This is a genomic window from Halomonas sp. DP5Y7-2, assembly GCF_019802025.1.
GTDB classification, from domain to species: domain Bacteria; phylum Pseudomonadota; class Gammaproteobacteria; order Pseudomonadales; family Halomonadaceae; genus Halomonas; species Halomonas litopenaei_A.
This window is the reverse complement of the sequence record NZ_JAHVHY010000006.1, coordinates 317,700-341,318: the sequence shown is the minus strand read 5'-3', so window position 1 is coordinate 341,318 and position 23,619 is coordinate 317,700. Positions and strand designations below refer to the sequence as shown.

Below are 23,619 nucleotides of genomic sequence, written 5' to 3'. Positions count from 1 at the left end.
GGGACACCATGACATGTCCGACAGAAGCCTCCCTGATAGCCTCCGCCGATGACACCCCCCTGAGGGACGATGCTGCGTTTCCCTGAGGGGTACCTCCCTTAGACCATGCATCTGGTCGTTTTACGTCATTCGGTGACGCCCGCCTCACCCACCGCGGGCGTCACCGGTCGTCGCTGGCTTACAGGCCGGCATCGTCCTGCACGCCCTGCACGCCCACGTCGTCACTCATCGGCAGGTCATCCACATCGTCGTTGGAGACATCGACAACAGGGTCGTCCGCTGCCAGCAACAGGCTGCTGGTAGACAGGCTGGCCGCCGCCACGTCGGGATCCCGGGTGAGCTGGAACGAGGCCAGATCCTGGGAACCGCCGTTGAAGGTCAGTCTGAGCACCTGCACGCCTGCCTCCAGGTCCAGGGTCATCGCCGCCGTGTCGACGTAGACGCCCCAGTCACTGGTCACCGGCGTGGCCACGCTGCCCTGCTCGTAGACGCTACCGTCCTGTTCCAGCGAAGCGGTGATGCTGCGCCCGCCGCTGGGGCCCGAGGTCACGAAGGACAGGGTGTGGCTGCCCGCTTGCTCCACGTTGATGGTGTACTCAAGCCACTCGCCGTTATCGATCCAGCCCACAGCGTCGCCCTGCCCCACGATATCCACCGGCGTATCGCGGAAGTTGCTGCCGAACTGCTGCGGGCTCAGCTCGTTGTAGGCTTCACCCTGCTCACCCTCGTCGAACAGCACGGCGTCAAGGGACAGGCCATCGTCAGCGTCCACCAGCCAGGCGTTACCTCCTGCATTGAAGGCCTGTTGGCCGTCCTTGGACAGAGAGAAGCCCTGCAGGTCCATGGACCCGCCGTTGAAGGTCAGGCGCAGCACCTGCTCGCCGGCCTCCAGCGTGACCTGGGTCGACGCGGTCTCGACAAAGTTGGTCCAGCTTCCGGTGGGATCCACCTCTACCGCCCCTGCCGTCGCGTAAGGCGTACCATCGCCCTTGGTGAAGCTGGCGGTGATGCTGCGTTGGCCGCCGGCGGTGGTGCCGAGGGAAGCCAGGAAGGCGAGATCATAGGTGCCTGCCTGCTCCACGTTCAGGGTGTACTCGACCCACTCGCCGTTCTCGATCCAGCCGATGACGCTGCCACCACCCGCCAGGTCCACCCCATCGCCACGGGGATTGGTACCCAGCTGTGCCTGACTTGAGTCGTTGTAGGCGACTCCCTGACCGCCTTCGTCGTAGTTGACCGCCTCCAGGTTGAAGTCCGACCCCACCTGCCAGGGCGTGCCATCATCGGTAAACGCCGACTGGCCATCGTCCACCGGCTCCACCAGATCCAGGCTGAAGGAAGCCAGGTCGAGCTGACCGCCGTTGAAGGTCAGGCGCAGGACTTGTTCACCCTCTTCCAGGTCAAAGCTCAAGGGCCCGACGTCGGTGAAGGTGGTGAAGCTGCCGGTGTTGGGCAGTGCCACCGACTGATTTCCCGTGTAGAAGGCGCCATCCTGCTCGAACGCCGCGGTGATGGTCTTGCCACCGGCCACCGCCGAGGTCGAGAAGTTGAGCACATAGGTGCCCGCGGTCTCCACGTTCAGGGTGTATTCCACCCACTCGCCGTCGGCGACAAAGCCGATGGCCAGCGACGGGGTCGAGATGTCCACCGCCTCGTCAGAGCGGAAGGCATTGCCGCTATGGGTGGTGTCCGAGTCGTTGTAGGCCACCCCCTGGCCGCCGTTGTCGTAGAAGCGCGCTTCCAGATCCAGGCCATCGGCGCCCACCGTCCAGGCGGTCTGGGTGTCATTGAAGGCGGTCTGCGCGACCGGCGTCGGGTCATCAAGGAAGTTCGGCGTCCCGTCACCGTCATCATCATCGTACAGATCCACCCGGCCGTTACCGTCGGCGTCCTCGACGCCGGTCGGATCGTACGGCGTGACGTTCTGCACCAGGAAGATGTTGTCGTTGTAGTCGTAGTTCACCCCCGCGTAGTCCTGGATCACGATGTACGTGTCCGGAATCACGTTGCCGTCGGCGTCCTTGGCCACGTACACCCGGATCAGGTGGCCGTCGTTCTCGTCCCAGTTGAGGTTGGCGCCGGGAATGCCGATGGCATCGATGGTGTCCTCGTACAGGTTGGCGTCGGGATCCGACCAGGAGATGTACCCAGGACGATCGGAGATCTCGGCATAGAAGCCGAACGGATCATCCCGATCCAGGGTCGCCACCGCCAGATTGTCGCCATTATTGAGGGTGCGCGGCAGCAGGGTCTGACCGTCGGCCTCGTCGTGGGCGATGATCTCGCTGATGTCGCGGCTGTCCACGTCATGGATGAACAGTCGGGCGATGTCGCCCTGGCCATGGTAGGCCGCGAGCTGGGTGATGGTGATCGGCGAGGCCCCGTCGGCGCGCTGGAAGAACGGCGCCAGGATCTCGTCGCCGTTGGCTTCCACCAGGCCACCCTGGTTCATCTGCCCCTCGGCGACGTCGGTGGTGTAGCCAAAGGCATTGACGATCTCCTGCACCGTCGGCTCCTGGCCACTCTCGGACTGGTTCTGGCTGATACCGGCCAGCTCGATCACCTTCTCGGCCTCATCGGCGTCGCTCGAGCTGATGATCAGACTGGCCTCGTACAGCGAACCGTCATTGGGGTCATCGGCGATAAAGCGCACCGTGACCTCCACCGACTCACCGGGCTCCAGTACCACGGCACTGAAGGCCTGGGTCAGCTCGAACAGGCTGGGGTCACTGACCGCCACAGCGTTGATGGTCAGCGCATCGAAGCCGTCATTGGAGAGCGTGATGGTGACCTCGTCATGCACTTCCTGGGCCGCATTGACGGGGTTCTCGATACGCGACATCACCAGGCGATCGTTGGACGGCACGCCATCGTTGTTGGTGACCGTGAGCGAGCCGCCGGAGACCGGCTTGACGCCTTCGATCACGAACACGTTGTCGTTGTAGTCATAGTTGATGCCGGTGTAGTCCATGATCCCCAGGTAGGTATTGGGAATCACGTTGCCATCTTCGTCCAGGGCCCGGAACATGCGCACCGTATAGCCCCGCTCGATGCCATCGGCATCCGCCGGCGGCGTGCCGCCCCCGGAGGGGTTGAGCGACGGGTCGGTGGACAGTCCCGCCACCTCGATACCGAACACCTCATCGCCGGCCCAGCCATCGGGGATGGTCCCTCTGCCGAAGGTCGCGGTGGCGAAGTTGCCGTTGTTCACCAGCGGCAGCAGGGTCTGATTATTGTCTCCCTGGTGGTTGGAGAAGATGATGTCCTGGCCCTTGTTGCCCGGCGCATGAATGCCCAGCGTCGCCCCACCGTTGCCATGGAAGGCCGCCAGCTGGGTGATCTTGGCCTGGTCCACGCCATCGGCCAGGGACCAGTAACGCGACAGCACCTCGTCGTCGTTCACCGGCCGGTACAGGTCGAAGTCGTTGAGCACCGAGTTCTCGCCACCGCCCACGGTGGTCAGTCCAGCGATGCGGTTGCCGAAGCCGAATACCTCCCAGATCTCGTTGACGTTGGGCTCCCAGCCGCCCTCGTCACGGGCCTGCCAGAAGCCGGCCATGGCGATCTCGGCCACCGGCGAGTCGGCGTCGTTGGTGACCAGCCGAATGCGGCCTTCAAACACCCCGTCACCGGCGTCATTGGCAGGCGGCGTGTAGGCGTCGCGGTCGAACAGTACCGTGACCGTCAGCGACTGCCCGGGGGCCAGGGTCAGGCCGTCGAACGCGCCCGGATCGGCCAACACGAAGGGCCCGTCGATCTCTGCCTCGAGGATATCGAGCGGTTCACTGCCACTGTTGCTGATGGTGACCGTGGCGCTGTCCTTGAACTCGCGGTCCGGGTTGGAGGCACCGTTGTTCTCCAGATAGCTGAAGTGCAGCCGGTTGGCGTAGAAGGCCGCGTCACCACTTTGCACCTCGATGTCGGCGTTGGCGTTACCCGCCAGCGGCGTGACATCCAGGTAGTCCAGATCATCCGCACCGTCCACGGCGGACACCGCACGCAGGTTGTACTCGACGCCGGCCTCGAGCTCGACATAGACGCCCTCTTCGCCGGCATCGCCCACCCCCGGATAGGCCAGACTGTCGACGGCCTGACCGTTGAGTGTCAGCGCCAGCGACCCGCCATTGTCGCCACCGGCGTTGGCCGCCAGGTCCAGACGATAGAGGCCATCGCTGTCTACGGTGAAGTAGAAGTCCGCGGTCAGTTCGTTGACCGTACGGGCGCTGGCGCCATCCTCAAGCTCGATCCGCGCGCCGTCGGACACGTCGGCGTAGACCGGGATGAACACATCGCCACCACTGTCCGGCACCCGCAGCAGGTCGATGTTCGGCCCCACGGCTCCCGGTGCGGTCAGGGTGATGGTGTTGCTGCCCGCTTGCAGATTGACCAGCACCTCCTGGAAGAACCAGTCGTCCTCGGCGTCATTGCTCTGGCCGACGAAGTTGAGCTGGCCCAGGTCGGTGCCATTGATGGTCAGTCCCAGCGGGCGGTCGGCCTTGCTGGCGGCCAGCGCATAGCGGAAACCGATCTCGTAGCTGCCGTCTTCGGCGACATCCACCGTCCAGGTGATGGTCTGATCGCCGCTGCCATCGAAGTCGACAAAGCCATCGCCGGAGGCGTTGCGGTCATCCTGACTCTCCGGCACGAACACGGCGCCGCCCAGCACGGCGTCTTCGGCCTCGTAGACGGTGAAGCCCGGCGTGGTGTCCTCCTCACGCAGGATCTCGAGCTGGTCGATGTTGGGCCCGGTGTCCTGGGTCGCCTGGAAACGCACGGTATTGAGGCCGGCGGCCAGGTCCGCGGTGATGTCCACCGTCAGCCAGTCGGACCAGCGGGCGTCAGGATCGGTGATGCTGGAATCCTGGCTCGGCGGGAAGGACACCACCCCCACCGACACGTTGTTGACGAAGACCTCCAGCGGGCGATCGATGTCCGAGCCATTGCCATAGCGCACCCGCAGCACCGACTCACCGGCCTGAGCGGGGTCCAGTTCGAAGCTGAAGGTGATGAAGTCGACGTTGGTGCTGCCGAAGTCGGCATAGCCCCCCGGCACGCCATCGTCATCCACGGTGTTGCCATCCAGGCCAAAGGCGCCGGGACGCAGGCCATTGGGCAGGTTCTGGTTGGTCTCCGGATTGTTGATATCGCGGATTTCAATCTCCGCATCGGCGCCGGTGGCGATGGTCACCGAGGTGCCATCGTTCGGCGTCACGTCCTCGGCCTGGATGGTCAGGACGGTGATCAGGTCGTCGTCCGGGTCCGGATCGCCGGGATCGGTGGTGCCACCCGGCACCGGATCAAGACGGATGATCTGGCTCTGGCCGTTGCCTCGGTTGAGGGTCAGCAGATACAGCTGACCGGTGGCCGGGTTCTCGATGATATCCAGCGGATCGACGTAGGTGATGACGTTGCCGTCGGGGTCACGCAGCACGTCGTCACCGATGACGTTGCCGTTGGCGTCCAGGGTGATGGAGCGCACGTCGTCACCGCCGGAGTACTCGGTGAACAACACGTTGCCCTGCAGGTTGCCGCCAAACACACCGCTGGTGTACTCCACCGCACCGTTGGGCGAACGGTTCTCGCCCAGCGAATAGACCCCGGCGATGTCATAGGTGCCCTCGGGGTTGGTGCCCGTCGGGTACTTGTCGACCTGATTGGGATCATTGCCACCGGTGGGGTTGCCGCCGTTCAAGATGTACTCGTCACGCAGCGGGTTTGGATGGCCGTAGTAGCCGCCCTCCTCGATGCGGAACAGGTAGTCATCCTGCTTCTCGACGTTGGTGTAGCGCTCGTCCTCCGGCGTGTTCGGATCATCCGGCACGTTGCCGCCGGCGGCCGAGCCGTTGGTCGGCACGTACAGGTAGCCGTTGGAGTGCCACACCAGGTCGTAGGCGTTACGCGCCCCGGTGGCGAAGATGGTCAGCACCGCATCGGGAGCATAGGGGTCGTAGTAGGACTCGAGCACATTGCCGTCGGCATCCTGCACCGTGGCGACGCCGCGATCATCAAACACCAGGAACTCGCCATTGCCCATGGGAATGGGGTCGTCCTTGGGATGGCCGTCCGGATCATCGAAGCGCTGGTTGAGTCCGTTGTCGGGCAGCGGCTCGGTGGTCACATCGAAGGGGCCATTCGACACATCGCGGGTCGGATCGATCTCCATCACCGCCGCATTCAACAGCCGCTCCGGGCGGTTGCCCCAGGCGCTGTCCGGTTCCCCCATGGCCGAGTTGGAGCCCTGGATCAGGTACAGCAAGTGGCTCGGCACATCCGGGTTGGTGTCCGCGTCGTAGTCCGGGTTCACCCGGAACTCCAAGCTGTTGGTGACGTGGTCGCCGTTGGAGCGCGGAAGCCCAGTGATGTAGGCTTCGGCGGTGCCGGAGAAGCCGGGTCCATCGTCCAGGGTGATCTTGGTGATGCGACCACTGAAGTCCGGCACCCCGTTGTCACGTCCCGACAGCGGGATCGGGTAGTTATCGGTGATCCACAGCACATTGGGGTCGGTGGGATCGACCACCAGGCCAATGATGCCCCGCTGCTGGGTTTCTCCCGGCTGATCGAAGTAGTCGTTGGGCAGGCTCAGCTCCAGCCGGTTGGACAGTGAACCATCGATGGGGTCCACGTCGTAGCGCAGCAGCTGGCCACTGATGGTGGCGATGTACATGAAGGCGCCGTCGGGGCTCATCTCCAGCGAGGTGAAGCCGAAGGCCCCATCGGCAGCGCCGTTGAGCTCGACCACATCATTGAACGCCACATCACGGGCCACGATCTCCGGCTCAGGGCCGGTGACGAAGGTGTTGGTGTACTTCTGGAACTCCCGGGTCGGCGCGCTGGCATCGTCGTTGGGGCCGCGATCCTGGAAGCCATCGATCACCAGGGTGTAGCTGGTGAAAGGCTTGAGCGACTGGCTCGGCGAGATGGTCAGGGAGTCGAAACCACCGGTGGTATTGGCATTGAACGTGACCTCCTGGCCGGTCACGGTTTCGAACAGGCGGATGGAGCCGTCGGCCAGGCTTTCCAGCAAGGCCCCGCCGCGGCCGTCCACCACCGAGATGCCGACGAAGATGTCAGAGGTCGGGTCTACACCGGTGGGGATGCTGCCGTCGTCCGGGTCGAGATCCACCTCCACTTCGTTTTGCCCCACCCCGGCGATGGCTCGGGCGTCGGTAAAGAAGGCGTAGTCCTCGACCGCCTCGCGTCCATCTCCTGGCGTCAGATCCGGCAACGCCTGGATCTCGATGTACTGGATCTCGGTGTTCTCGTTATCGAGACCCATGGAGTCCAGGGTCAGGCGACCGTCGGTGACCTGAACGATACGGGTCACCAGGTCGGAGCGCACGCCCTCGGTGTCGTCGGCAGGATTGCCGTCCGCCGGGAAGTCGTCCGGGCGGAACGGGGTGAAGGGGTCGTTGAACAGCTGTCCTTCGGCGTTGAGCACATTGTTGCTGTCATAAGGCCCGCTGGTATCGCCGATGGAGATGGTGACCTCGTAGTAGCCATCGTCGAGCTCGATCTCCCAGCCGGCGCGCACATAGTTGCCGGGCTGGTCAAAGTGCGCATAGGTGCCCTGGCGCGGGTCGAGTCCGGCGATATCGTCGGTCCGGTCATTCACCGCCACACTGGTCAGCGAGCTGATATCCAGCGGCTCGGTGCCTGGGTCACTGTCGTAGATCGACTCTTCGGTGACCCAGCCGTACTGGTGCACCTGGCCATCCACCGTCACCGACTGGGTGCCAAAGGCCTTGCCGTTGTCGGCGATGTAGCCATCCGGCACCGCGGTGCCTTCGGGCTGGAAGTTGATCTTCACCGAGAAGCGGTCGCCTGGCTCCACCGGGCGCGGCGGTGCCACGCCGTCACGGCTGACGGTGACCAGGTCAATGTTGGGGCCCGCGGTGCCTTCGTTGGCCAGGCGAATGGTGTTATCGCCGGCCGCAAGCTCCACCTCGATGGTGGTGGTGGTCCAGTTCTCCCAGCCCACCGGGTCGCCGCCGGTGGAAGCGAAGGCCAGGCTGCCCTGGCTCGCCCCGTCCACCAGTACCGTCATCGGACGGTCGGCGCCATTGCCCGCGCCGTTGGCGTAGCGCACTTCCAGGGTGTAGGTCCCGGCCAGGTCCACGCTGACCTGAAATTCCGCGGCGTCGCCCACGTCGCCGCCCATGTCCAGATATCCGGCACCGCTGAAGCCATCCCACAGCCCGTCCGCGCCTGCCGCGGCGTTGGTCTCGGGGTTGCTCGGGTCGCGCACCTGGGTATCGCCATCGACGTCGACGATATCCAGCGCCTCGCCTTCGATGCTGAAGCTGAACGGTGGCTGGGTCACGCCGTCGTTGAAGTCGAATACCACCTGGTCGATATTCGGGCCGTTCACCGCGCCAGCGGGAATGGTCAGGGTGAAGGTGTTGGCGCCCTCCACCAGTTCCACCGTGACCTCGAGGGTCTGCCACTCTTCCCAGGGCTCGGTGACACCGGTGGCATTGGGGAAGCCGAGCTGGCCCTGGCCACTACCATTGACAGTCAGATCCAGTGGCCGTGGGGCGTCACCGCCGTTGGCGAAACGAATGGTGGCGGTATAGCTGCCCGCCTCCACCGCGTTGACGTTGAAGGTGATCTGGTCACCGGGGTTGGTACCAAAGTCGAGATAGGCCTCGCCCACCGCGCCAGGGCGGTAGTTGCCAAAGTCATCAGGGTTGGCCGAGTCGACCACCCGGGTCACTTCACCCTGGGCGGTGCCACCGACGTCGACGATATCCGCGTCCTCTGCCTGCAGAGTGATCGGCGCCACCACCACAGCGCCATCGTCGTAGCTGACGACCTCATCGACGCTGGCTTCGTTACCTGTTGCATCTGTGACGATCAGCGTCACCGTGAGATCTCCACTCTGGTCATCCAGCAGACCGCTGAGGTCCAGGGTGATGTTGCCCGAGGCATCCGGCGTCACCTCGGTGCGAGTGGCGCCGCCGTCGTAAGACACCTCGACGGTGGTGACGTCGTCATCGACACCGGACACATTGAACACCGCCGTCGCCAGCTGGCTATCATCCAAGCTGTCGTCGGCGGCCACGAGGGCCAGATCGCCGTCTTCATCGGCGCTGTCATCGATGACGATGGGCCCACTTCCGCCCTCGGTAACCTCGATGCGGTCAATGTTGGGGCCGGTGTTGGCACCTGCCGGGATCGCCAGCGCAATGGTGTTGCTGCCCGCCTCCAGGGTCACCGTGATGGTCTCGAAGGCCCAGTGGTCGAAGCCTTCTTCCGGGCCCGTACCATCCGGGTCGGTGCTGGCCATGGCAAGCACCAGCGGATCACCACCGTTGATCACCAGATCCAGCGGGCGATCGGTATTGGTGGCGTAGCGCACGTTGATGTCATATTGCCCGGCCTGGGCCACATCAACCTGCCAGCTGATGTTGTCTCCGGGGGTGTCGCCAAAGTCCAGGTAGCCGCTGCCGGAGAATCCCGGACGCAGACCGGTGGGCTGGTTGGGCTCCGGGTTACTGGGATCGCGAATCTGGGTATCAGCGTCGTTGGCATCCACGTCGAAGCTTTCTACCGCACCATCCTCGGCCTGCAGCGATAGCGGCGAGAAAGGCGCTTCGTCCACATCATTGACGCTCACCGACACCAGCTCGCTGGTCGTCAGGCCATCGTCGGTGACGCTGACCTCGACCTCGTAGACGTTGTCCTCGTTTGCGTCCACGGCCAGCTCGAAGTCACGGGCCGAAGTGAAGCTGAGCACCCCGGTATCGGGGTCGATGGTAAACAGCGGTGCGTCGATGCCACCGGTGATGGCGAACACCGGTGCGCTCAGCGCGGCAGGCTGACCGTCTTCATCGAGTACCGCGATGGCACCGATCTCGGTCAGGTTCTCGTCCACGTCGAGCGCCGTCTGTGCGATGGACAGGCTTTCGTTGAGGTCGTTGACCGTGATCAGGGTCGCCTGGGACACGCTGTCTTCCCCGTCGCTGACGACCACGGTGACTTCGTAGACGCCGTCTTCATCGGCGTCGACCGCCAGTTCCGCATCGGGCGGGTTGACGAAGCTGAGTACGCCGGTGGCCGCATCGAAACTGAACAGCGGAGCGTCGACGCCTTCCAGGGTCACGCTCAGGGTGTCACCATCCAGGTCGTCCAGGGTGAGCGTCGCGACCGCGCTCGAGTTCTCGTCGACGCTGACGCTAGCGTCGAGCCCGGTGATGGTGGGCGCGTTGTTGACCGGCTCTTCGATGCGCTCGAACGCCACCGAGTCGATACGCATCAGCTCGCCGCCCTGGCCACGCAATTCAAGCCCCAGCTGCGAGTCGGCGGTGATCTCGACCGCTGTCTCGAACACGATCGCCTTGCGGTTACCACTCTGGCCGGCGTTGCCCCTGGCACCACTGCCCACCAGGGTGCCGAAGTCGTCGCTGAGCACCACGTCGGAGGTCAGGCTGTCACTCGACAGATGGCGAGCCTCGAGCGCCGTTCCATCGATGGACAGCGTCAGCTCGCCCTCCCCGTCGGTTTCATCGAAGACGTACAGGGTGACCCGATACCAGCCTGGCTCGACCCCGGCCGCGGCCAGGTCGGTACCGATGGCGGCAGGCGCGGTGCTGGTCAGGCGAATCAGCTGGTCGTTGGAGGCGCTGGTATTGGCGGTGACGATCAGGTTGGCGGCATCCAGGTAACTGAAGGCTTCCGCCTCGATGGTCACCACATCGCCGATATCGGTACCGGCGATCTGGAAGTCGAGCACCTGGATGGCCGACAGGCCGCCCGGATCGGTGGCCCGCAGCGTCACGCTGAAGGCTCCACCCTCGGTTGGGGTGCCCTGGATGACGCCATTGACCAGCTCAAGACCCGGGGGTAGGTCCTCGACGCTCAGCGTCAGGTCGTCACCGTCGGGATCAGAGAACAGCACAGCGTAATCCGCCAGGGTAATCTGGACGAAGCTTTCGCCCACCTCGCCGAAGAATGGCTCCAGCGCGGCGGGCTCGGCCACCGGCGCGTCGTTGACGTTCTCGATGGTCAGCACAAAGCTGTCGGAGGTCTCGAACTCCCCGTCGTCGGCGAACAAGGTAACGGTATAAACTCCCGGTACCAGGTCATCCAGACTGCCGCCCAGCACGCTGCCATCGATGGCAAGGCCAACGGCACTGACGGGCGCTCCGTCGCTGTCGGCCACCTCGAAGCGATAGCTCAGGTCGTCGCCATCGGCGTCTTCGAAGGGCAGGTCCACCTCCAGCGTTGCACCCTCGTCCAGCACCAGGTCAGCGACGCCGCCTCCGACCACCACCGGGGCCTGATTGGTGTCCACGGTGGTGGCTTCGCTAAGCGTCACATTGGAAAAACGCGCACTGCCCTTGGCGCCAAGGTCATCGTCGTTGACGAATACCAGGGAGTCGATGGTCGAGCCGGCCAGGGACGACAGGTCGATGGTAAAGGTCAGGACGCCATCGCCATCATCATCGGTGCCTTGTCCCCGCAGGTCGATAAAGCCCTGCTGGGTCTGGGTGCCGCCCAGCTGGAACAGGCTGCCGCCACCACCGAAGGGGTTGTCGTCCGGGTCGATACCGACGGCGATGATCTCCGATACCGGGGAGCTCGAGGCATCCAGTTCCAGGGTCAGCCGTGTATCCGCGGTAATCTGGTAATTTTCACCCAGGGCCACCCGCTTCCAGACGTTGTCGGTCAAGGCCAGGGTCGCCCCTGCATCTTCCGACGCTGCGCCAGTGCCTTGGCTGGGGTTGTCCTGATTGCCGCCGTAGGACGTGATCGGCCCCGCGGCAAAGTCCAGCGTCAGCGGAGCATCGCTGTCGTCTTCCAGGGTCACCTGGGTCGAGGTAGTGGCTTCGTTGCCGGCCACGTCGGTCACGTACAGCACAATGGGATGACTGCCGCCGCCCAGACCGGACAGGTCAAGCTGCAGGCTGTCGCCATCGACCCCGACCGGGATGCGCGTGGCGCCGCCATCCAGGCTGACCTCGACGCTGTCGGCGTCAGCATCCAGCCCAGCCAGGGTAAAGGTCACGGCGGCACTATCCGCCTGGGCCACCGGGTCTGCCGGGCCGGCCAGCGTCAGATCGCCGCCTTCGTCGGCGGTGGTATCCAGGGTCAGGGCCAGCTCGCGAGTCCCACGGTTGCCATAGGGGTCCATGACAATCAGGGTGGCCGACAGTGGACCGTCGGCCTGACCGGAAAGGTCCAGGCTGAAGGCACCGCTGGCGTCCGGGGTGACCTCCTCTACATTCACGCCGTCATCAAAGCTCAAGCCCACGTAGACGATATCGTCATCAAGCCCCGCGACGGTAAAGGGCACAGCGCCGACGGTTGCGGCGTTGACCACACTGTCAGGCGTGGTAAAGGCCAGGTCATCGCCCTCGTCCCCTTCCACATCGCCCACTGGTCCGGAGCCCGCCGTGGTCAGCTCCAGCCGGTCGATATTGGGGCCGCTGCCGGCGCCGCTGGGAATCGCCAGGGTGATGGTGTTGTCGCCCGCCTGCAATGCCACCGTCTGGGTCTGATAGGACCACACGTCAAAGCCTTCCGGCGCTTCGTTGGTGGCATTGGGGTCGGTAGTGACGAAGGCCAGGGCGCTGGCGATACCGCCGTTGACCGCCATGTCCATGGGCCGGTCGCCGTTGCTGGCGTAGCGGAAGTTGAGGTCGTACTGACCCGCCTCGGCCACGTTCACGGTAAAGGTCAGACTGTCGCCGGGCACGCTGCCGAAGTCCACATAGCCGGTCCCGGAGTAGTCGGGACGCAGGCCCTGGAAGCCGGTCCCGTCCTCGGGGTTGGCCGGATCACGCACCAGGGTGCCCGCATCGTTGCCGGCGCCAAGCTCGGCGTCTTCCGCCTGGACCACCTGGGGCGCAATGTCGGGCCCGGTGACCGCGGCGCTGACCAGCACCAGCTCCATCTTGTCGATATTGGGGCCATTGGTATAGCCGCCCAGGCGCAGGGTGTTGCTGCCGGCGGCCAGCTCGACCTCCACCGTCTCGACCGTCCAGCCTTCCCACTGGCTCTGCAGGTTGCCGCCGCTCGGGCTTGGGCGGTTGGCCGCGGCGATATCGGCTTCGGTATCGTCCGGGTAATAGACCGGCTCCAGGGTCGGCGCAAAGTCAAAGGTGGCCAGGGTGGTGGTGTTACCGCCGTCGACCAGCATCAGGTCCAGTGGGCGGGGGGTGGACGTCGCGTAGGTGATGCTGATGGCGTAGGTGCCAGCGGTGGCGATGTCCAGGGTAACGTCGGCAGTGGCGTTGGCATTGCCAGAGGCCCAATCCAGATAGGCTGCTCCTTCGGCACCGACCCGGAAGGTCTCGTTGCCGGTGGTGAAGTCAGCGATGGTGTCGAGGGTGGCCACCCGGTTGGTGTCACTTTCTTTCACGTCCTCGGCGGGCGACAACAGCATATCTTCGCCCTGAACCACGTAACGGTCAGGGTCCGGGGCGGTGATCTCGAGATAGTCGATGTTCGGTCCGCTGGCGCCGTTGGAGGTCAAGGTAATCGTATTGGTGCCCTGCTCCAGGGTCAGTCGTACCGGCTGGGTCAGCTCGAAGTTGGTGAAATCGTCGCCGGTGGAGGTCAGGTCGAACATGCGGTCGAACAGCTCACCGTTGACGTCCAGGCGCAGCGGGCGATTGCCGGCGCCCATGGCGTAGCGCAGCACCAGGTCGTATTCACCGGCCTCGGGCACGTCGAAGGTAAAGGTCAGGCTCTCGCCGCCGGCCACCCCATTGCCATAGTCCACGTAGGCATTGCCCTCGGCGTCCGCCGCGTCCGGGTTGGCTGGATCATCCACCACCGCGATGCCGGTATCTCCGGTGATACTGGCCGATGCGCCGTCGCTGGCGTCATCGTCTTCGGCCTGGATGCGCAGCGAGAAGCCCACGGGGGCCGCCAGGGCCACTATTGCCGAGGCCGCAGCCGCTGCAGGCAGGGTGTCTGACGAGGGGGCTGACGAGCTGTCTGGAAGGCTGTCTTGAGAAGCGTCTTGAGAGGCACCTGAAGCAGGCCCTGAGGACGCTGCGGCAGAGCCCGCCACCCCTGACGCGCTGTCCATGTCAGCGTCGTCGCTTCCCCCGTCACCATCGCTGGCGCCCGCCTGCGGGCCGTCGACATCCTGCGCTGACGATCCCGGGTCGTCGCCCACGGCTGGGTCGATTGGCTCAGGGTGGCTTGCCACAGAATCCGTGGAGCCTTGCTGCTCTGCTCCATCATCGGTATCGGCCTCGGCGTCCTGCACCAGCACTTCACGCAGGGCGGCAACACCGGGGAGCAGCGCTCCTCTGGCGTCGAGCGCCTCGATCATCATTCCCAGCTTGCCAATGGGGGGCGTCGGCAATTGCTCGAACACAAAGGGTCTTTCGAATTTCTCGAAGACGCTTCTCGCTCCTGACGCGTCTTCCCATGTCATGCGCACGGCGGCGACAGCCTCTTGCCAGCGCCCGGGATGGGGCGCCACCACTACGTCATGCAACTCGAAATCTTTATTTAGGAAATGCGCCTTGTCTTCCAGGCGTTTTTGAAAGGACTTGCGACCGCGACCAACAAATGACATGGAAAACATGAGCTGTCCCCTGACGATGATATCGGATGATCAGTCCTTGACGAACCACATTTTATTGTCGGCATCCACTGCCAAAGCTTGGTCTTATTTACGACTACCCTTGCATAACTGAAGTAACGAATGTTTCCGCGATTCGCGAGAACATCCTTTCCTCTTTCTGGTACTCTTCCGGTCTCACCCTTGCCGACCACACCCTTGTAACCCACCCCATGGAGAAAAGCTGTCACTCGCCACTCTGTTCCAGTAGCCATGCTCCACTAGCCACTATGCTCCACTAGCCAGCATGCTCCACTAGCCACCATGCTCGAAACAGCAAAACTCATAAGATGTAGCCCACCTTCACTGATTCTATAACCCCATCGACATACAGCAAGATTTTTTTGACAGCGCTAACGCTAACGCCACTTAGCCTTCAATAAAGGAAGATATGCAACGCTCAAGCCATTGTAAAAATTGACTTTTTTAGTTATCTAAACTGAAAACACTAGACTTCATATTTTAAAAAATTCAGTTAAATAGCACTGACAGCACCAGCAGTAACCAACCCAACGATGAGACTTAAAGTGTAAAAAAGCAGACTAACCTCCACTTTTCTCCAACACCCTTTATTCAGGGATACCATCGCATTCTTTCCTCTCTGCAAAAGCCGAAGAAAACATTGGCTTCATTGCTGTCACCGCTATTGTGGTTGTCCATATTTTCGCTACTATCCCATCGAGACCCATTTCCGTTTCATGGCTCTTTTTCACCATCATCACATCACCTGGACGGACCAATATCTCGGAACACTTCCGAGGGTCTTCAGGAGAACACTCAAGAGAACATCAATAGATCGAAGATGCGCCACACATCACTACAACAAGAAAACCACGGATAACGACAACAACACCATCCCCGCAAGAGGGGTGATGTCAGGGGGAACCATCATGGCTGCAGAGAAGAATGACCTGCGTAAGGTCCTCGCCTTCTGTCGAAGAAGCTTCGGCTATGTGGCGCTGTTCAGCATGTTTATCAACCTGCTGATGCTGGTACCGCCGCTATATATGCTGCAGGTCTACGACCGCGTGCTGACCACCCGCAGCCAGGAAACTCTGTGGATGTTGACACTGGTGGTGGTATTTCTCTTTGTGGTGATGGGGGGACTTGAGCTGATGCGCTCGAGAATCCTGGTCAGGGTGGGTAACCGACTGGACACCTTGATCAGCCCACGCCTCTACGCAGCCATGTTCAAGCGCAGCCTGGCGAGCCCCGGCAAACCCTCCGCCCAGCCGCTCAACGACCTGACCAGCCTGCGCCAGTTCCTGTCGGGCAACGGGTTGTTTGCCTTCTTTGACGCTCCCTGGGTGCCGATCTACATCGGCGTGCTGGCCCTCTTCCATCCCTGGTTTGGGGTGTTCGCTCTGGTGGCCGGGATCATCCTCGCGACCATTGCCGTGATCAATGAACGACTGACCAAACCGCTGCTGACAGAGGCCAACGGTCGCCACGTGCAGTCACAGGATCTGGCCAACAGCAATCTGCGCAATGCCGAGGTGCTGCATGCCATGGGCATGCTGCCAGGCATCCAGGGGCGTTGGGCAGCACGTCATCGCGAATACCTGGTGCTGCAGTCCATGGCCAGCGACCGCTCAGGCCTGCTGACCAACACCTCCAAGGTGCTGCGGCTGATGTTTCAGTCCTTGATTCTTGGAGTCGGTGCCTTTCTGGTTCTGCGCGGTGAGTTGACCCCGGGCATGATGATCGCCGGCTCCATTCTCATGGGCCGGGCGCTGGCCCCTATCGACCAGATGATCAATGGCTGGAAGGGATTCTCTGGCGCGCGGACCGCCAAGGGGCGGCTGGAAGCCCTGCTGGACGAGGTTCCTGCCGATCCGCCGGCGATGCCGCTGCCAAGCCCGCGAGGACAGCTGACGCTGGACGACGTCAGCGCAGCGCCTCCCGGCGTCAAGCTGCCCACCATCACCAATATCGACCTGCGCATGGCCAAGGGCGAACACATTGCGGTGGTGGGGCCCAGCGCGGCAGGCAAGTCCACGCTGGCTCGGGTGGTGCTCGGGTTGTGGCCCACCCAGCTTGGGTGCGTGCGCCTGGACGGCGCCGACATCAATAAATGGGAACGCACGACGCTGGGGCCGCATCTGGGCTACCTGCCCCAGGACATCGAGCTGTTTGATGGCAGCGTCGCCGAGAACATTGCGCGCTTTCAGGACGTGGACCCGGAACAGGTGGTGCGGGCCGCCCGCCGCGCCGGTGTGCACGAACTGGTGCTCAAGCTTCCGGACGGCTATGACACCTGGCTGGATCACGGTGGCAGCGCGCTGTCCGCTGGTCAGCGCCAGCGTATCGGCCTGGCCCGAGCGCTGTACGGCAACCCTGCCCTGATCGTGCTGGATGAACCCGATGCCAACCTGGACGATGCCGGCGAAGCGGCCCTGGCCCAATGCCTGATCGAATTGCGCCAGCAGGGCACCACTGCACTGATCATCACCCATCGACAGCGCCTGCTGGCCAATGTGGACCGCATTCTCGTGCTCAAGGAGGGACGCGTGGCATCGCTCACGCCACCGGGGCGCCGAGAGCCGGTCTCCGCCGTGGCAGCGGGGGCAAGACGGGCCTCCCCCGTCACCACCCTGCGCCCCAGCGCACGTGGCAGAAGCGCGGCCGTCCCCGCTGAATCGGCGTCGCCGGTATCCACGGCGTCCACTGTCCGTCCCGACAGCAAGGAGACCTGATCATGAATCCCGCAGGTGCCCCTCAACAAGAATTGCCGTTGCAAGATCAACGTTACCGCCGCCTTGGGCTGCTCATCCTGCTGGTGGCGCTGGGCGGCTTCGGCAGCTGGTCGGTGATGGCCAGTCTGGCGGTTTCCGTCGTTGCCCCCGGCTCCGTCTCGGTGGAAAGCTTCACCAAGACGGTGCAACACCTGGAGGGCGGTATCGTCGAGCGTATCCATGTGGAAGACGGCAGTCAGGTCGATGCCGGCGACGTGCTGATCACGCTGGATGACACCCAAGCCAGGGCCCAGAGCCGTATCGTCGAGGCGGACTATCTGATCGCCAGGGCCAGCGAGGTACGGCTGCTGGCCGAGCAGGCAGGAGCGGACCAGCTGGCGTTTCCCGACGCTCTGCGTCAGTCCGACAATGGCCGCGTCCAGGCGGTGCTGGGGGTGCAGCAGCGCCTGTTCGAGGTCCGTCGAGAGTCTCTGGACGGCACCCTGGCGGCACTTGATCAGCAGATTCTGCAGCTGGACGAGCAGATCACCGGGCTCGAGGCCACCCGCCAGATCACTCAGCGAAGGATCGACTCGCTCAATGGTGAGGTGGCCAATCACCGCAAGCTGTTCCGGGATGGACTGATCAGCAGCCAGCGGATGCGCGAAATGGAGAGGGAGAGCCTCGAGTACCAGAGCGACAATGCGCGTCATCTGGCCGAGGTAGCCCGACTGCGCGCGCAGATCAGCGAGAACGTGCTGAACAAGCAGATTCGCCTGCAGGAATTCCAGCAACAGGTCGGCGAGGCCCTGCGTCAGGTGCAGTCGGAAGTGGCCGATGCGGAGGAGCGCCTGGTAGCCCTTACCGATACCCTGAGACGCACGGCCATTACCGCGCCGGTGGCCGGCACCGTGGTGGGACTGAAGGTCCATACCCTGGGGGCGGTCATCCGCGGAGGCGATCCGCTGATGGATCTGGTGCCAATGGGCGATGGCTTTATCGTCGAGGCCAGGGTAGCCAACCACGACGTGGATCATCTGTACCTGGGACAGCCGGCGGAGATTCGCTTCAGCGCCTTCAACCAGCGTCTGTCCAACGTCATCGATGGCGAAGTCGTCCACGTCAGCGCCAACAGTTTCGAGGACGAAGCCACCCGAGAGCGCTACTACAAGGTGCGCATCCAGGTCACGCAACAGGGCGAGGCCAACATGACCGACAACATGCGCCTGATGGCCGGCATGCCAGCGGAGGTGATGATCCGCACCAGCGAGCGCAGCTTTGCCAGCTACGTGGCCAAACCGGTCACCGACATGCTGGCAAGAGCCATGCGCGAGGAGTAAAGACGACGATCCTGCGCCGAATGGGAAGCGGTTCAGCCTACACGCCCTGCCGCCGTAGCCAGCGTCTGTTCTGCGTCTGTCCTGGGTCTGTCCTGGGTCTATAGTGAGGTAGAGACGCTGGTACGGCGATGCCACATTGCGGGGTTCGGCACGTGTACGACAATCGCACCAAGATGCTGCTGGTGGTGTCGAGGCGACTGCTGGTGTTCATCATTATCAGTCTGCTGGCCACGGCGGCCCTGTTCGCGGCAACGCTGTGGTTTCAGCAGCGCCTGATGATCTCGTGGCTGGTGTTCGAATGCGGCATCATCGGAGGCTTCGTCAGTATTCAGCAACGCTTGAAGCACATCTCGTCGACCGAACTGCGACTGCTCACCCAGTCCTGGGCGACCGTGCTGGTGGTGCCCATCTACGGAGGCACCTTTGCGCTGGTGTTCTACGCGCTTACCCTGGCCGGCCTGATCGAAGGGCACCTGTTCCCCAGCTATCACATCGCCGCCTTCCCCGAACCGCCTACTACGGATGACATTCTTCACTTTCTCTCGCGAACCTATCCCGCCCAGGGAGAGGACGTCGCCAAACTGATCTTCTGGTCCTTTGCCGCGGGGTTCTCGGAGCGACTGGTACCACAGATCATTCATCGCACAACGGACCGACAGCCTTGAGCCACGCTTTAGCCTGCCCTGCACTCGCGGGACGGCGTCACACCGCTATCAGGCGTTGAAGCGAACGGCTCCCAGGTCAGAGACGTCGTAACCGCCGAACTGTTCGGCCTGCTCACGCAGGCGGGGTTGCCGTGCGAACGCAAGCAGTCGTTGCAGCGGCGGCTCGAAGTAACTCCTGCGGCGCAGCAGCAGATCAAAGGACTCCTGCTGCAGCGGCAGGAAGGCGAGTCCCTGACGTCGCGCGGCCGCTTCGACACCAAGGCCCGCGTCTGCCCTGCCCTGGGCAATCGACAGGGCAAGATCATCCTCGCTCATGGCGGGTTGCTCCAGCAGGCCAAGGGCGTCCATCGAGATGCCCTGCCGATCCAGCAGTCCTTGCAGCAGGCGATGGGCCCCTGCGCCCTGCGGTCGACGTGCCACACGGACGTCGCCCCGGGTCAGGTCACCAAGACCCGAGATACCCAGCGGATTGTCCGCCGCCAGCATCAACCCCTGCTGTCGACGTGCCCAGTGGACAACGACCAGATCACGCATGCCTCCCAGTCCCAGCTGCGCAGGATCGTTATAGCCGCCATCGGCATCCAGCAGGTGCGCACCGACCACGCTCGCCTTGCCGGCCAGCAGTCGCTGGATACCGTCACCACTGCCCTGGCACAGGCTGGCCAGACCACAGCCGCTCTCGCGCATGGCCCAGTCGAGCAGCGGATCCTGACTGCCACCGAGGACTTCCTGAGGTCCCACGCTGGCCGCCTGATCCCCCTCCAGGTGATTCATGACCCACAGATCCACCGCCTGCCGCGGAAACAGCAGCTTGCCGGTGGCCCGGCTGCAAGGGATCTGTCCCTGGCGCACCAGGTCATACACCTTGCGCGGCTTCAGCCGCAGATAGTCTGCCACTTCCGAGGTGGTCAGATAGGTCGGGAACGCTGCGTCATCCATGGTCCTGCCTCCCTTTTGCTCTACGGGGCTGGTCGTCTGTCTCGAAGCGCTGGTTCACTGGTTCAGAACGAGCTACTAGCCGAAAGATGTAGCCAGTAACTATGCACGAAGATGTTTCAGGCTGCATAAATTTCAGTGCCCGGATGCGCATGCCGACGTTTCATCACATTATGCTGGTATATCAAGGGCATCCCGCGACCGCGGCGCCGTTCTGACCCTACCTGACACGAGCCGTGATGACCGACTCCGCCTTTGCCACCGCCCTGGACCTGATTGTTGGACTGGATCCCGACCTGCTGACCATCGTCAGCCTGTCCCTGCGCATCTCGCTAACGGCAGTCGCCATCGCTGCCGCGCTGGCATTGCCCCTTGGCGCGGCGCTGGCACTGTACCGTTTCCCCGGTCGAGCACCGCTGATCATCGCCCTTAACGCGCTGATGGGCCTGCCACCGGTGGTGGCGGGCCTCAGCGTCTATCTGCTGCTATCCCGGGCGGGGCCCCTTGGCTCCCTGGGCCTGCTGTTTACCCCCACCGCCATGGTGGTGGCACAGGTCATTCTGGTCCTGCCGATTCTGGCCTCGCTGACCCGGCAGAAGGTCGAGGAGCTGCATGGCGAATACGCCGAGCAGCTGGCATCCATGGGGATTTCCCGAGTACGCCGTATCCCGACGCTGCTGTGGGACGCCCGTCTCGCGTTGATTACGGTCATGCTGGCGGGCTTTGGACGAGCCAGCGCCGAGGTGGGCGCCGTGATGATCGTCGGCGGCAACATCGACGGCGTTACCCGGGTGATGACCACCGCCATCGTGCTCGAGACCAGCAAGGGCAACCTGCCCCTGGCGCTGGGTCTGGGCATCGTGCTGTTGGCCCTGGTAGGGCTGATCAACGCCCTCGCCCACCTGATCGGCGAGTCCACCAGGAGGCAGCTGGGATGACCACGATGACGCTGTCGGCGCCAGCCTCGGCCCCTCGCCTCACCCTCGACCGGGTCGGCTTCTCGACCGCTGGTCAGCGCCTGCTGGGCCCCCTGTCACTCACTCTCGACGGTCATCGGCGCACCCTGATCATGGGCCCCAATGGCGCGGGCAAGAGCCTCTTGATGCGTCTTGCCCATGGCCTGCTCTCGCCCACCCAGGGACAGCTGCAATGGGAAGGTTCGGCTCCCCGCCAGGCCATGGTATTTCAGCGTCCGGTCCTGCTCAGACGTAGCGCCCTGGCCAATCTCGAGTATGCGTTGGCGGTGAATCATGTGCCACGCCGACAGCGGCGCCAGCGCGCCATCGCCGCTCTCGAGCGCTTTGGTCTGGAAAGCCTGGCCAAACGCCCGGCTCGAGTGCTGTCAGGTGGAGAGCAGCAGCGTCTGGCACTGGCCCGGGCCTGGCTGCTGGAGCCCGAGGTGCTGTTCCTTGACGAACCGACCTCGGCGCTTGACCCCGCCGCCATTCGGGCGGTGGAGAGTGCCATCGAGACCTTTCATCAGCAAGGCGTGCGGATTGTCATGTCCAGTCACGACATGCACCAGGCGCGCCGTCTGGCCGACGACGTCATCCTGCTGCACCGGGGCCGACTGGTCGAACAAAGCCCGGCCAACCTGTTCTTCAGCCGACCCGTCACCCAGGAAGCCAGCGCTTTTATCGCAGGAGAGCTACTGGACTAGATCGAGGCCACGGTGGTGACCACGCCTCAGGCCCATTCATCCACCGCACGACACCCGTCGTGCGATCTACGCAAGGAACTGCACCATGTCACATCGCCACACCTCATCGTCGCGCAGGCTGTCTCCCATGCAGGTTCGTCGTGCGGCCACCAGCGCTGCCGCGGCGTGCGCGCTGATGCTCGGTGCCAGCAGCGCACTGGCCCAGGACGAGGCCCCCTTCATCACCCTCGCATCGACCACATCCACCCAGAACTCTGGACTGTTTGACGCCATTATTCCGACCTTCACCGACAGCACCGGCATCGACGTGCATGTGGTCGCGGTGGGCACCGGCCAGGCCTTCGAAATCGCCCGTCGCGGTGACGCTGACAGCCTGCTGGTACACGACACTGCCGGCGAGGAAGCCTTCGTGGCGGACGGCTACGCCAGTCAGCGCGATGACGTCATGTACAACGACTTTGTACTGATCGGACCGTCCGACGATCCGGCCGGCATCCGCGATGCCGACAGTGCAGCCACTGCCTTCAGCTTGATCGCAGAGAGTGGAGCCCCCTTCACCTCTCGCGGCGACGACAGCGGCACCAATCGGGCTGAATTGCGCCTGTGGGATGCCGCTGGCGTTGAGCCTGGCGGTGACTGGTATCGCGAGCTGGGGAGCGGCATGGGCGCGACCCTCAACACTGCCGCGGGTATGGATGCCTACGTCATGTCCGACCGCGCGACCTGGGTCGCCTTTGATAACCGCCAGAACCTTGAGCTGTTGTTCGAAGGCGATGACGTTCTGTTCAACCAGTACGGCAGCCTCAAGCTGTCACGGGAGCGCCACCCGGAGCTGAAGCATGACCTGGCTGACCAGTGGCATGACTGGCTGCTGTCCGAACAAGGCCAGCAGGCGATTGGTGACTTCGAGGTCAAGGGTCAGCAGCTGTTCTTCCCCAACGCTGACGCCCAGTAAGCCTTTCCTGATCGGCGCCGCGAGCCCTGTCGAGATAGCGCTGCATGGCTCCGGCGTCTAGGCTGCAATGAGGACCGACGCAGGACGGACGACACCCCACTTGCGGGCTGCTCGTCCGTCCGCTGCACACACAAGGACCCTCAATGCGCGCACGCATCCTCTCTCTCTGCCATTGCCCGATTGCCCGAGAACACCACCAGCACGGCGACAAGGTCGACGCCAGCATCATCAACCTGACGCCGGTGCTGGGCATGCGCGATCTTGGTTGTCGCCGGGTCACCCTGGCGCCGGGCTGCCACGCCTGGCCCTTTCATTTCCATCACAACAACGACGAGATGTTTGTGGTGCTGAAGGGCAAAGGCAGCGTGCGCCTGGGCAACAAGCGCTATCCGATCGTCGAAGGCGAGTTGATCGCGGCACCCGCCGCAGACCCCGACTGCGCCCATCAGATCATCAACGACTCCGACGAGCCTCTCACCTATCTATGCATCAGCAGCATGAATGCCCCGGACGTGACGGAGTATCCGGACTCCGGCAAGTTCCAGGTCGTCGCCGGCTCGGCCCCGGGGGGCGACAAGGCCAGCCGCGGCTTCGAGCACACCGGCCTGCGCAAGGATACCGTGGACTACTGGCAGGACGAGGACTGACGCCAGTTGAGCCGGCTGACCATCAGCCGACCTGGCCGGCTTCGCCAGGGGTTTAGCCCAATTAGCCCAAGGCCAAGAGGCCTTAGCCCAAAGCCAAGAGTCCTCTGAGGGCAGCTTGGTCATTGCGCCGACGCCTGCTCTGCCCGTGGCTCCCCCCAGG

General features: G+C 63.6%; 9 protein-coding genes. 7 read left to right on the top strand and 2 right to left on the bottom strand.

Annotation, left to right across the window (positions count from 1 at the left end):
• Positions 1 to 178 precede the first annotated feature (178 nt).
• Entirely contained in the window at positions 179 to 14,545 is a 14,367-nt protein-coding gene (locus KUW18_RS13645; protein WP_222561642.1) for a carbohydrate-binding protein, read from the bottom strand.
• A 926-nt stretch (positions 14,546 to 15,471) separates the two neighbouring features.
• Here KUW18_RS13645 and KUW18_RS13640 point away from each other — a divergent pair.
• From KUW18_RS13640 to KUW18_RS13630, 3 genes are all read left to right on the top strand, one after another.
• The gene (locus KUW18_RS13640) at positions 15,472 to 17,277 is read left to right on the top strand and encodes a type I secretion system permease/ATPase (RefSeq protein ID WP_222561641.1); all 1,806 of its coding nucleotides are present in this window, start codon (positions 15,472 to 15,474) and stop codon (positions 17,275 to 17,277) included.
• A gap of 2 nt (positions 17,278 to 17,279) precedes the next feature.
• A complete protein-coding gene (locus KUW18_RS13635; RefSeq protein WP_222561640.1) occupies positions 17,280 to 18,596 on the top strand; it encodes an HlyD family type I secretion periplasmic adaptor subunit in 1,317 nt (438 codons plus the stop codon).
• A 152-nt stretch (positions 18,597 to 18,748) separates the two neighbouring features.
• Positions 18,749 to 19,261, top strand: a complete 513-nt coding sequence (locus KUW18_RS13630) for a hypothetical protein (RefSeq protein ID WP_222163102.1) — start codon at positions 18,749 to 18,751, stop codon at positions 19,259 to 19,261.
• Between the two features lie 48 nt (positions 19,262 to 19,309).
• Here the strand turns inward: KUW18_RS13630 and KUW18_RS13625 are convergent, their stop codons facing one another.
• On the bottom strand, positions 19,310 to 20,200 hold the full coding sequence (locus KUW18_RS13625) for a helix-turn-helix transcriptional regulator (RefSeq protein WP_222486705.1): 891 nt from the start codon (positions 20,198 to 20,200) through the stop codon (positions 19,310 to 19,312).
• Positions 20,201 to 20,436: 236 nt separating this feature from the next.
• On the opposite strand from KUW18_RS13625, the gene KUW18_RS13620 reads away from it, so the two are divergent.
• The 4 genes from KUW18_RS13620 to KUW18_RS13605 all read left to right on the top strand — a co-directional run bounded on the left by KUW18_RS13620 (position 20,437) and on the right by KUW18_RS13605 (position 23,459).
• Positions 20,437 to 21,135 carry an ABC transporter permease gene (locus KUW18_RS13620; RefSeq protein WP_222561639.1) on the top strand — a complete coding sequence of 233 codons (699 nt, stop codon included), beginning with the start codon at positions 20,437 to 20,439 and terminating at the stop codon, positions 21,133 to 21,135.
• A complete protein-coding gene (locus KUW18_RS13615; protein WP_224852028.1) occupies positions 21,132 to 21,857 on the top strand; it encodes an ATP-binding cassette domain-containing protein in 726 nt (241 codons plus the stop codon). The genes KUW18_RS13620 and KUW18_RS13615 overlap by 4 nt, the downstream gene beginning before the upstream one ends.
• A 175-nt stretch (positions 21,858 to 22,032) precedes the next feature.
• The gene (locus KUW18_RS13610; RefSeq protein WP_224852051.1) at positions 22,033 to 22,812 is read left to right on the top strand and encodes a substrate-binding domain-containing protein; all 780 of its coding nucleotides are present in this window, start codon (positions 22,033 to 22,035) and stop codon (positions 22,810 to 22,812) included.
• A 143-nt stretch (positions 22,813 to 22,955) separates the two neighbouring features.
• Positions 22,956 to 23,459, top strand: a complete 504-nt coding sequence (locus KUW18_RS13605; RefSeq protein ID WP_222561638.1) for a cupin domain-containing protein — start codon at positions 22,956 to 22,958, stop codon at positions 23,457 to 23,459.
• Positions 23,460 to 23,619 lie beyond the last annotated feature (160 nt).

What these genes read in the sequence shown, in the direction of transcription:
- KUW18_RS13645 (WP_222561642.1), bottom strand. Translation starts at nt 14,545, where the DNA reads ATGTTTTCCATGTCATTTGTTGGTCGCGGTCGCAAGTCCTTTCAAAAA.
- KUW18_RS13640 (WP_222561641.1), top strand. Translation starts at nt 15,472, where the DNA reads ATGGCTGCAGAGAAGAATGACCTGCGTAAGGTCCTCGCCTTCTGTCGA.
- KUW18_RS13635 (WP_222561640.1), top strand. Translation starts at nt 17,280, where the DNA reads ATGAATCCCGCAGGTGCCCCTCAACAAGAATTGCCGTTGCAAGATCAA.
- KUW18_RS13625 (WP_222486705.1), bottom strand. Translation starts at nt 20,200, where the DNA reads ATGGATGACGCAGCGTTCCCGACCTATCTGACCACCTCGGAAGTGGCA.
- KUW18_RS13620 (WP_222561639.1), top strand. Translation starts at nt 20,437, where the DNA reads ATGACCGACTCCGCCTTTGCCACCGCCCTGGACCTGATTGTTGGACTG.
- KUW18_RS13615 (WP_224852028.1), top strand. Translation starts at nt 21,132, where the DNA reads ATGACCACGATGACGCTGTCGGCGCCAGCCTCGGCCCCTCGCCTCACC.
- KUW18_RS13610 (WP_224852051.1), top strand. Translation starts at nt 22,033, where the DNA reads ATGCTCGGTGCCAGCAGCGCACTGGCCCAGGACGAGGCCCCCTTCATC.
- KUW18_RS13605 (WP_222561638.1), top strand. Translation starts at nt 22,956, where the DNA reads ATGCGCGCACGCATCCTCTCTCTCTGCCATTGCCCGATTGCCCGAGAA.